The organism is Flavobacterium sp. ST-158, from assembly GCF_058309975.1.
On record NZ_JBZEEN010000003.1, the window covers coordinates 348,107 to 359,583 of the forward strand.

Below are 11,477 nucleotides of genomic sequence, written 5' to 3' on the forward strand. Positions count from 1 at the left end.
TAAAGCTAATAAAAAAGCAACTTATTTAAAATCAATTATAGAGCTATATATTGCATAATACATAGAGTATAAAAAAGGAACGGTAAAAAAGAGCCCAATTAAAAACATAAAAAAGCCTACAGCAACAAATAAATAAGTAATAATCATAAGTCCTAAAAGTAATAATGGTTGTTTGGACACAAGACTAATACTGGTGTTAATGGCTTCTATAGCTTTAAAATCACTAAATATAATTAAGGGGATGTAAAGAATACTGAAGAAAGAAACTGTCATTGAAGCTATAAATCCTAATTGTGGTAATCCCGTAGTATTTAGAATTGAAGATACTCCTATGTTAAATAGTGACACTATAAAAGTTGCTAAAAACAATTCTTTAAAATACTTAAACTTATAATATTGAAAAGCAGTTGAAACATGAAATTCTTCATCAATTTCGGCACAATGAGCCATTTTAATTAGTCCAGCAAAAAAGGGAGTTATAATACAACTAAATAAGGTTATGCTTGAAATATAAATAAGCAAAAACTCATCAGAAAATTTTTTAGTATTTAAATTTTCAGGTTTCATAAACTCTTGAAAATTTTGAATCCCATAAGTAGAAGCTATAATTATAGTGGCTATTATTCCGAATAATATGGTTGAAACCAAAAGTAATAATCCGGCATATACGACAATTTTTTTATAGTTTTCGAAAGCAAGGTTGAAAACCGTTTCAAAATTTAATGAATAACCGTTGGATTTTAATTCTTGAATTTGTTCTCTATTTGATTTCATAAGTTTATAAAAGAAAGTTTTTGTGTTTTAAAAATGTAAATTTAATGTTTTGTAAAGGAATCCAAAATACTAATTAAATAGCATTCCAAATAACATCATTGGGAGTAGGTGCAGTAATAGTTAATGATTCTTTAGTAACTGGATGAATAAAAACTAATTTTCTAGCATGTAAATGAATTCCGCCATCAGGATTGCTTCTGTCAAAACCATATTTCAAATCGCCTTTTATTGGGGAACCAATAGCGGCCAGCTGCGCTCTGATTTGATGATGTCTTCCAGTGTGTAAATTAATTTCTAAAGCACTGTAATTATTAAGTTCTTTAATAACCGTATAATCTAAACTAGCTAATTTACTATCAGGAACTTCTTTAAGATGTGCTTTTGAAGTATTGTTTTTTTCATTTCTTTTAATGTAATGAACCAGTTTCCCTTCTTTTTGTGCAGGTTTGTTTTTTACAATAGCCCAATAGGTTTTTTGAGTTTCTCTATTTTTAAACAAATCATTTAGTCTTGTTAAAGCTTTAGAAGTTCGTGCAAAAACTACAATTCCTGTTGTTGGCCTGTCCAGACGGTGAACCACACCAAGAAACACTTCGCCGGGTTTATTGTATTTGTCTTTGATGTATTCTTTTACGACTTCGCTAAGTGGTTTGTCACCTGTTTTATCACCCTGAACAATATCACCTACACGTTTGTTTACTACAATAATATGATTGTCTTCGTGTAAAACCTGAAGATTATTTTTATTAGAAACTTCTTTCATTAATTGCTTTATTTGAATGCAAAAATAACAGTTTTAAAATTGTTATTTGATGCTAATGCACTAAAGACAGTAAAAGTTGAGAATAATTTCAAATAATTAATTCGTAACAAAAAAAAACAACTGTTTATTCAAATGAGTGGGATTGAATTTTGCTGCCAAAGTTTTGATAGCTGTGCGTTTTTTGACGGTATTCTTTTTTAATTGCGTATAAATCCAGCCAAAGTTTGAAAAAATAAGCTGGTTTAACTTTTGAATTTCCTTTTTCAATCCATGATTTCAACGGAATTTCATTCATTTTTTTTAAGGCACTTTCTTTACCAAAATATTTAATCATTCTAAAAAATAGTTCGACATCAAAAAGCCATTTGGATATAAATTCTTTTTGGAATAATAATTTAGCTATTTCTTTGGTAAACACTTTACAGCCACATTGGGTATCATATACTTTTAGATCCAAAATATTAGATATAAAAGTAGCTATAACCCTTCCAATAAGAAAACGACTGTTTTCACGACTAATGGTAGAACCTATTTTTCGAATTCGGGAACCAAAACAAAAAACAATATCATTTTCTAAATTGTTTTTTACAAGCATAAATTCTTCTAAAGTTGTTGCTAAATCGGCATCAAGGTAACCGATATATTTAAACTTGCTTTTAGAAGTACAATGTAAAATCCCTTTTCTTACAGCTTCGGCTTTACCGCTGTTTTTGGATAAGGAAAGTAATTCTATTTGTTCCGGAAATTGTTGTTGGAGTTTTTTTAAAACCTCTAAAGTGTTATCCTTAGAACCATCATTTACAAAACAAACGGAAGCTTCGGGATAAGATTTTAAAAAAAGCGAATATTCAATGCTCGAAATAGCATTTTCTTCATTATAACAAGGAATGACAATAAAGGTTTTTGATATTTCGAGCATTTCTTTTTTTTGGTAAATATAGATTTACCTAAGAACTACTACTTTATATAGAGTTTAAGAAAAAGTTAATATTGTTCTTTCTCGTTAGGGAAGTCTTTCGACTTTACATCTTCTACGTATTGACTTACCGCATTAGTCATTCCTTCGTAAAGATTCATATAACGACGTAAAAATCGTGGACTGAATTCGTTATTCATACCTAGCATATCATGAATTACTAAAACTTGTCCGTCTACACCCGAACCAGCTCCAATTCCAATAACGGGAATAGAAATACTTTCGGCAATTTGTTGGGCTAATTTGGCAGGAATCTTTTCTAAAACTAAGGCAAAACAACCTATTTTTTCTAAGAGTTTAGCATCTTCAATTAATTTAAGAGCTTCTTCTTCTTCTTTAGCTCTTACGGTATAAGTACCAAATTTATATATAGACTGAGGGGTTAATCCTAAGTGTCCCATTACCGGAATTCCTGCGTTTAGAATTTTTTTGATGGATTCTTTGATTTCTTTTCCACCTTCTAATTTTACTGCGTGACCGCCACTTTCTTTCATGATTCTGATAGCTGAACGCAAAGCTTCTTTTGAATCCGACTGATAACTTCCAAAAGGCAAATCAACTACTACCAAAGCCCTATTAGCTCCTCTTACTACTGAAGAAGCATGATAAATCATTTGGTCTAAGGTAATAGGCAAGGTTGTTTCGTGTCCCGCCATTACATTTGAAGCAGAATCTCCCACCAAAATCACATCGATTCCAGCCGAATCTACAATTTTAGCCATAGTAAAATCGTAAGCGGTTAACATGGAGATTTTTTCTCCTTGCGCTTTCATATCGATTAAGGACTTTGTAGTGATTTTTTTATAGTCTTTTTTTGCTGTTGACATATTTATAAATTTTGGAACTGCAAAAGTAGTAAAACAATTTTGTATGAGATGTAGAAATACTAATTTAACTATTCAATCCCACATTTCTCCTGCATCCATTTGATGGATTTGTCATTGGTTTCACCAAATCGCCAATGTCCTGAAATAGGCGTAATAACAATTTCTTTAGCAGCAGTTACCGAATTGAATGCCGAAAGCGTTGATGTAGGCGAGCAGGTATTATCATTATAACCAGCAGAATAAAAACCCGGAACTTTGATTTTTTTAGCAAAATTGACCACATCATAATATTCCATCGTTTTAATTTTTTGAGGACTGTTATTTTGGTACTTATCGCTAAACATAGAAGGCCATCCACCCGCACGATGGTATAAATAACCGCTATTATCACAAAGTGCAGGATAAAAGGCAGCAATATAATTGACTCTTTCATCGATTCCTGCCGTTACCATTGTAAGTGCGCCGCCTTGGCTTCCGCCGGTTACTGCTACGTTTTTTTGGTCAAATTCTGGAAGACTGGTCAAAAAATCAATCGCGCGAACACAACCTAAATAGACACTTTTGTAATAATAGTTGTTTTTATCTTCTAGATTGATAGCCCAATAATCGTTTAATTTCGATTTTACTTCTTGGAAATCGTTTTCAGTAATTTCAGGAGAAACTCCGTGAATTTCAGTTGTAAAACTAATAAATCCTTGATCGGCGTAAGAGGGTAGTGGAACTATTTTTTTGACACCAGCTCCTGGAGGATTGAATAATACGGGATGTTTCTCATTGTCTTTTGGTTTACTCAAATAGCCGTAAAAATAATGTCCTAATTTATAATTCTGCAATCGAACCAAATATACATCTACGGTAGCGGTTGATAACTCTGGTTTATGCGTGACTACAGCATCCATGGGGATTTTATTGTTTTCAGCTTTGGCTTTATCCCAAAAAGCTTCAAAATCTTTAGGCAAATTTACTGTAGGTTTAATTTCAAAAGGAGCATAAGCCGCTTTGATTTCATTTTTATACACATAACCATCAATTTTGGTTTGGATTTTCAGTTGACGAAAACCAGGTATACTCATCGTTCCGATATTGATTTCACCAATTCCATTGTTCAATTGAAGTACTCCTTTTTTTTCAGGAGCTAATTGTTCTGGTCCGTATTGGTATTCAATTTCCGCATTTTCAATAGGAGAGCCGTAACGTAATACACTAATTTTTATAGTTGCATCTTCATTTAGTTTATAGTTCCAGTCTGGATGGTTTGCCGTTAATACCACATCCACTAGTTTGATAGGAGCCGGACTGTTTTGAGCGATAGCATTTGAAGTCCATAAGCCAATAAATAAAATAAAAGAGAAAATTAATTTCATGCTAAAAGATTAAAATTACAAAGGGTATAATACGATTCATATTATACCCTTTGTTGATTAGTATTGCTAATGTAAATAGAATCTAGTAATTATTTGATTGCTTTGTTGTTAACTACAACGTTTTTAAGTTTGAAACCTGTAATAATACTTTTATCCATAGAATCATCTTTAGCTTCAATTTTTAAGTTTTCAAAAGTAAAATTTGTTAGTTTATCGTATTCTGTAATTTTCATATCGTAGAAAATATCGCATTTGATATCAATATTTCTCATAGTAATATTATCGCTGTACGATATTGGTGTTTCTTTTCTACCTTTCAAATCAAAAAATTGTGTCCAAGGTTTTACATAAATCATGCTTTTAGCATAACCTTTTATGTTTTCAACGGTAATGTACTCGTATTTTTGAGGCGTATCTGGACGCATTTTCAACCATAAAAGTCTAATAGCATTGTCAACAGTACAGTTGCGTAATAAGATGTTTTTATCATAGATGGATTCACTACCAACAGTTAAGGCACCATGACAGAATCCAAAATCACAATCTTCAATAATGATGTTTTGGTTTCCTCCATTGCTAGCATCTTTATCAGCCCAAGGTCCTTTTCCTCCTTTTAGAGCAATGGCATCATCATTTACAGCCATGTAGCAACCTTTAATTAACATATTAGTACATACATCAATGTCAATAGCATCCGTACTAGGTGCTTTTACAGGTGCATGCGGCGAAGTAATATGTACATCAAGGACTTTAACATTGTTGCATTGGTAATAGTGGCTAGACCAAAAACCTGAATTTTTTAGTTTTACATCTTGAACTTGGACATTATCACATTTCCAAATGAATACTAAACGTGGTCTAGATACTTCAAGATTGGTACATTTAGGGTTTTCTTTTCTTCTCTGCCAAAACGCTTCCCAGTATTTCAATCCGTTTCCATCAATAGTACCTTTTCCAGTAATGGTAAAACCATTTATTCCATAGGCATTTACTAAAGCAGAAAAATATTCAATACTTTGTCCTTCAATTCGAGATGGTATAAAAGGATAATCGTTAATGTTGTCAGAACCTTTTAAAACAGCTCCTTCAGACACATGTAAATGAGTGTTGGGTTTAAAAAACAAAGCCCCACTCATAAAAGTACCTTTTGGTATCACAACCACTCCACCGCCATTGCGGTACGCTTCATCAATGGTTTTTTGGATAGCTGCTGTTTGTACAAGAGTGCTGTCGTTTACCGCTCCATAATCAGTGATAGAAAAGAATTTGCCTAAATCACTTGGATTGACTTTAGAAGCATCTAAAAACCAAGTTGGAATTTTTGTTCCATCAGGGAAAAGATTGCTATTGTTTTTTTGCGAAAATGATTTTGGAGTAATTGCTAATAAAGCAAGAATGAATAAATAGATTTTTTTCATTTTGTTTAATAAAGGTTAATATAATGCTAGGTCATTCAAAATGGATGCCTATTTCAATCTTGAGTTTAGCCAAAACGTTTAAATTTTGGAATAAACGAAGATAAGAAAACTAAGAGCAAATAATCATCCTGTACCTGATGCAGGATACCCTTGATGATGGAAAATAATTAGCTTCAAATTAGGCTAATTAGCCTAATTTGTTGTTCTTTAAGTGGGATTGTTTTACTTATTTTTTGTTTTTCGTAAAACGAATTAAAGTATAAATCACAGTTAGTATTCCAATTGAAATAACTGTCCCAATGATTTCGTTTTGAGATAAATTGGATAAAAAATAAAGAATAATTCCTATGGATAGAATAGGAACGGTTAAGCCACCTGGAATGGTAAATTCATCGGGTTTTGATTTCTGCGTATAACGCAATTTAATTACAGCAAGAACAACTCCCAAATACACCATTAATATGGAGCTACTGGCAATAACAACTAAGCTTTCAAAACTACCAGTTGCTGCAATTAAAAAACCAATCAAAGCATAAACAATAATGGATAAGTAAGGAGTAGCAAACTTTGGATGGATTTTAGCTAAAGCACTTATTGGTACTACTCGGTCACGAGCTAAGGCGTAAAGTGTTCTTGGATTGTTTAAAATATCGCCACTCAAAAAACCAAACATTGATATAGCAGCTCCTACCGTTAGAATGATAAAACCAATTGGCCCAAAAATAACATTAGCCGTTGAAGCGAGTGGAGTAGCTGTAAATTGAGGTAATTGATTGCCTAAAACGCCTTGAGCTACAGTTTGTATCAACATATAAAGGATAACAATAGCAGTTATACTGATGAAAATAGCTTTAGGAATAGTGCGTTTGGGATTGATTACTTCACCCGAAACCACAATTCCCGATTCACAGCCTTGGAAAGCAAAAAATAAAACCAGAGAGGTTTTTCCTAATTCTTGAATAGAAGGAAAGCTTTCAATTGTTAAATTGTTTAAAGAAACGGCTTCCCAGCCAAAAATAACCAATAGTAATAACGGAATTAATTTAGCTATTGTATTGATTTTTACCAATCCAATTCCTTGTTTTATCCCAATAACATTGACAAAGGCCAAACCAGAAAAAACAATAGTTAAAAATAATATGCGCATCCATGTCAATTCAAATATAGGATGTGCTGAACCCAAAACATTGACTAAGGCATTAGAGACAGCTGCATCGGCAAGCAGGGTTCCCATAACGGTAAAAACTCCAGCTATGAAACCAGCATAAGGTCCAAAAGCCGTTTCTATATAAGAATAGACACCTCCGGTTTGGGTAACTTTGCTCGAAGCTTCGGCAAAACACAGCATGATAAGTGCCAATAAGATACCACAAAAAGCATAAGCAATAATACTAGATGCTCCCATAGAGGAGGCTACAATGGCGGGCAAGGCAAAGATTCCTGCACCAATAATTACATTCATAATATTAGCCGATAAGCCAAATACGCCAATGGTGCGTTTAAATTCTTCTTCTTTTTCTATCATCTTTTTGGGTTTAATCCTTATTTAGGTCTTAAAAAACGAAGTTATGCAAAATAATTTTTTTTGCAACAAAAGAAATCAAATTCAAATGAAAAAGTAGCGTTTTAGTAAAAATAGTGCAAGAAACTTTAACTTTTAGGCTTTTGAAAAATCATTTTTGAATTGAGCAAAGATAAAAGAATTTTATCCGCTGCTTATTCAGTAGGGAATTTAGTGATGTCCATATAAAAAATTTCCCAGCTGTGACCGTCTAAATCTTCTATGGTTCGTTGTTGCATAAAACCATAATCTTTCATTTCGGTTGGTTCAATACCGCCTGCATTAAGTCCGTTATTTACTATTTGGTTTATTTCCTCAACGCTATCTACTGATAAAGAGTATAGTGCAGCCAATTTTGTTTTTGTGTCAGCGATAGGCTTAGTTGCAAAAGATTTAAATTTTTCATGAGACAAAATCATTACAAAAATATTCTCGCTCCAAACCATACACTTTCCTTGATCATCTGAAAATTGAGGATTATTAGTAAAACCTAATGCAGTATAGAAATCCATTGATTTTTGGAGATCTTTAACTGCTAAATTGATAAATATTTGTTTTGCCATTTTGTTATGTGTTTAATTTGAATTATGCATCAGGAATGTTAGGTTCCACTAAACGTTTTAGTTTTTCTAATGATTCTTGCCAACCTAAATAACACATTTCAGTAGGTATTGCTTCAGGAATTCCTTCTTGAGAAACAAATATTTCTGTTCCGCATAAGACTTTTTTAAATGTTATTGTAGTAATCATTTCGCCTGGTAAATTTGGATCGTCAAATGTATCAGTATATTTTAGCAGTTCATTAGGTATAATTTCTAAATATTCACCGCCAAAAGAATGACTGTTTGCTGTTGTGAAATTTAGAAATGACATTTTGTATGAACCACCAATTTTAAAATCCATGTTATGTACCTTACATACAAAACCATAAGGAGGTAGCCAAGATGCCATTGCATCAGCATCTGTAAATGCTCGATATACTTTTTCTACTGGCGCCGCAAAAACTCGATGCAGCTTTACAATATTATTTTCCATAAGCTTTTAGTTTCAAATTAATTTTTTTCTGTTTTATAAAAAATAAAGAATATTCGTTTTTTAGTTAATTCCTAAATGCCAAATCTACTTTAGATAATTCTTCTTTTAACTTTGGAATAGAACTTGGTCCCAAACCATGAAACTTTAAGATGCATTTTTAATTTTTTGAAGCAGTATTTTTAGCTTCAACTACAGCAAGATTATTTATAAGTTTCCATTCGTTGTCAATGTCTAAAACGAAGGAATTATAAGAGACAAAATGATTTTCGGAACTTTCTAAGCGAAGTTTAACCATAGCAATTGTTTCACTATAATCGATACTTTCTATTGTCATTTTTCGAGCTAATCCACCAAAAATACCTTCTCTAATATTTAACAGGTATTTTTGTTTATCAATAAGGGTTACGCCCGAAGTCCCCATAAAGCCATTATTGGTTACTCTAAAGTCGTTGTGCAGCACTTTGTCTAACACAGCTACATCGCTATTGTCGCCACCTTTTACAAAATTGGTTACTGCTAGTTCTATCTTTTCTTTTGTTATCATATTTATATTTTAATTATTTTATTGATATGGTATAAGTTAGAATACTTAGTATACGCTGAATACTAAATTTTCCAACTTCTAAAACGAGTTTTTAGGCTAAACTAAAATACAAAAAAATGCTATTTCTAATAAAAAAATAAATACTTCAAGAGCTGATTTGGTAACCATTCGTTGTTTTTGAAATCGATTTATCCGTTGTTTTTTGTGTCAAAATCTACTATCCATTCGATACCGAATTTATCTCTAAACATCCCAAAATAAGAATCCCAAGGACTGTCGCAAAGAGGAACTTCAATATTTCCGCCAGCTGAAAGACCATTGAATAATTTTTCTGCTTCTTCACGACTTTCGGTGCTGATAGCTATTTTAGATCGGTTTTCGTTTTCATTTACAACTCCCATGCTTTCTGGGACATCATTGCCTATTAACATGTTTTTGCCAATTGGTAAAGCAATGTGCATGATTTTATTGGCTTCTTTTTCGGCTACAGGAAATTCATCGCTGGAAAGATCTTTCAAACGTATTATCCTTGCAAATTCTCCACCAAATACTGATTTGTAAAAATGAAACGCTTCTTCGGCATTACCGTTGAAGTTAATGTGAGGATTGATAAGTGCCATAATTTTAAAGATTTAATTTGTTAATTCAAAGCTAGCATTTAACTATAACATACATAAGGTATAATTGTGTCAAAAAAAAGGGAATATGCGTCAAGAGTTTTTATTGTGGGGCGAACGTTCTTAATTGACTAAATTAAAAAGCAAGCTTATCTAAATTTCAAATAGTAAAGCGGACTTGGGATTAAATAAGTATTTTAATCTCAAATCCGCTTAGGAATTTTTATATATTATGATAGAAATTACAAACCTAAATTAGGCAATACGAATGATTTAGTATTAGAGTGTAATCTTATCCATAAGCCAGGATTGGTGTTTAACTGCTGTGCTGCTTCCTCTTTATTAGAACTCAGCTTTGTGTGAAGCACGTTAGCATAGGTTTTGACTTTAGCAGGAGCAGAGTCGGCATCGACAACGGATTGAACAATCTTCTTGGCTTGTAAAATTGCAGCAGGCCCTAAAGTGAGGATGTATTCAGCAGCGCGACATTCTTTTTCATCACTTTCATTCACTAGGCTTCCACCAGCTTTAAACTTGCTAATGTGGTGTTCTAAAATACTGCTGGATATTGGGATTATGCCTGCAATATGATGACTTTTTGCTCCCGAAAAAGGTTTGATGTAGGCTAGGTGAGAAGCTTGATTTTCTTCTGGACCATGACCAATAAAAAAGATATCCAAACCACCTAATTCTTCTAATTTAGTCAAGTATTCAATAAGTGCCGACTCGATATCTTTGGAATCCGTGCGCATAGGGGTAAAGCTCTTTATTTTTTTGAAAAAAGCATCGCCTAAAATACGCTCAAAATCCCTAACAAAACTAAAACAATTGTCCATGCTTAAAGGAGCCAATGCATCTTGGGTAAACACATTTAGCCTAGCCAGTAGCTCATCTGCTTCTGATGTTTTAGCCAACTCACCTAGCAAACGGTGTAATTCCTGAGCTCCTCTACCGCCTAGTAAAGCAATATTAATAGCACCTTCTTTGGATTGGGCAGTGTTGTAAAGTTCTTGTAACATGGCTTGTCCCACTTCAGCCTCACTACTAAGAACAATAGGGTTTATGCCGTAATCGATAAAATTAGATTCTTGTTGCTTATTTTGTGACAACCATATATTTTCGTTGTCTACCTCTCTCGTAAATGTATTCATCGTATTGTTTTTTATTGTAAATCGTTCTTTCCAGAAAACGAGTATTTCGGGGAACGAAAATAGGAATAAAAAAGGGATTTTACAGTATTTGCAAATCGCAGCAGACTTTATTTAGTGCTTTGTCACATCGAGCGCAGTCGAGATGTTTTGTTTTAAGTAAAGGTTCTCGACTGCTCTCGAACTGACAGTGGATGGCTTTTCCATAATTCTGGTGCTTGTCTGCGGCGAGTATCTAATTAAATTATTAAGATATAATTTAGCGTTTGTAAATTGGGTATTTTGTGATAATAGTTTTTTTAACCGCGTTGCAAACGCTTTGATTTGTTTGTTGAAGTAGGTAGGCACTCGTTGTAAACGAGCGCCAGTGGGAGAAATAGACCGCAGCCAGTATGCCGATGCAGTGGAAGAAAACAACAAACGCTATCAGGAAAACCAACAATTGTACCG

13 protein-coding genes are annotated in these 11,477 nt (G+C 33.0%); all 13 read right to left on the reverse strand.

Annotated elements, in window-relative coordinates:
- Positions 1-21: 21 nt before the first annotated feature.
- On the reverse strand, positions 22-774 hold the full coding sequence (locus AC4FRF_RS07335) for a hypothetical protein (RefSeq protein WP_491158840.1): 753 nt from the start codon (positions 772-774) through the stop codon (positions 22-24).
- 73 nt (positions 775-847) lie between these two features.
- Positions 848-1,537, reverse strand: a complete 690-nt coding sequence (locus tag AC4FRF_RS07340; RefSeq protein ID WP_491158841.1) for an RluA family pseudouridine synthase — start codon at positions 1,535-1,537, stop codon at positions 848-850.
- 124 nt (positions 1,538-1,661) lie between these two features.
- A complete protein-coding gene (locus AC4FRF_RS07345) occupies positions 1,662-2,456 on the reverse strand; it encodes a glycosyltransferase (protein ID WP_491158842.1) in 795 nt (264 codons plus the stop codon).
- Positions 2,457-2,521: 65 nt separating this feature from the next.
- Positions 2,522-3,340 (reverse strand): 3-methyl-2-oxobutanoate hydroxymethyltransferase, encoded by an 819-nt coding sequence (panB, locus tag AC4FRF_RS07350; RefSeq protein WP_491158843.1) that lies wholly within the window; start codon positions 3,338-3,340, stop codon positions 2,522-2,524.
- 68 nt (positions 3,341-3,408) lie between these two features.
- Positions 3,409-4,704, reverse strand: a complete 1,296-nt coding sequence (locus tag AC4FRF_RS07355; protein WP_491158844.1) for an acetylxylan esterase — start codon at positions 4,702-4,704, stop codon at positions 3,409-3,411.
- Positions 4,705-4,793: 89 nt separating this feature from the next.
- Entirely contained in the window at positions 4,794-6,122 is a 1,329-nt protein-coding gene (locus tag AC4FRF_RS07360; RefSeq protein ID WP_491158846.1) for a rhamnogalacturonidase, read from the reverse strand.
- 226 nt (positions 6,123-6,348) lie between these two features.
- On the reverse strand, positions 6,349-7,647 hold the full coding sequence (locus AC4FRF_RS07365; protein ID WP_491158847.1) for an APC family permease: 1,299 nt from the start codon (positions 7,645-7,647) through the stop codon (positions 6,349-6,351).
- A 191-nt stretch (positions 7,648-7,838) separates the two neighbouring features.
- Positions 7,839-8,246 (reverse strand): VOC family protein, encoded by a 408-nt coding sequence (locus AC4FRF_RS07370; protein WP_491158848.1) that lies wholly within the window; start codon positions 8,244-8,246, stop codon positions 7,839-7,841.
- Between the two features lie 22 nt (positions 8,247-8,268).
- Positions 8,269-8,718 carry an SRPBCC family protein gene (locus AC4FRF_RS07375; RefSeq protein WP_491158849.1) on the reverse strand — a complete coding sequence of 150 codons (450 nt, stop codon included), beginning with the start codon at positions 8,716-8,718 and terminating at the stop codon, positions 8,269-8,271.
- A gap of 157 nt (positions 8,719-8,875) precedes the next feature.
- Positions 8,876-9,262 carry a nuclear transport factor 2 family protein gene (locus AC4FRF_RS07380; RefSeq protein WP_491158850.1) on the reverse strand — a complete coding sequence of 129 codons (387 nt, stop codon included), beginning with the start codon at positions 9,260-9,262 and terminating at the stop codon, positions 8,876-8,878.
- Between the two features lie 188 nt (positions 9,263-9,450).
- Positions 9,451-9,882 (reverse strand): VOC family protein, encoded by a 432-nt coding sequence (locus tag AC4FRF_RS07385; protein ID WP_491158851.1) that lies wholly within the window; start codon positions 9,880-9,882, stop codon positions 9,451-9,453.
- A 239-nt stretch (positions 9,883-10,121) separates the two neighbouring features.
- The gene (locus AC4FRF_RS07390; RefSeq protein ID WP_491158852.1) at positions 10,122-11,030 is read right to left on the reverse strand and encodes a 6-phosphogluconolactonase; all 909 of its coding nucleotides are present in this window, start codon (positions 11,028-11,030) and stop codon (positions 10,122-10,124) included.
- A 256-nt stretch (positions 11,031-11,286) separates the two neighbouring features.
- A partial coding sequence (locus tag AC4FRF_RS07395; protein ID WP_491158853.1) for a hypothetical protein occupies positions 11,287-11,477 on the reverse strand: 191 nt, incomplete at its 5' end.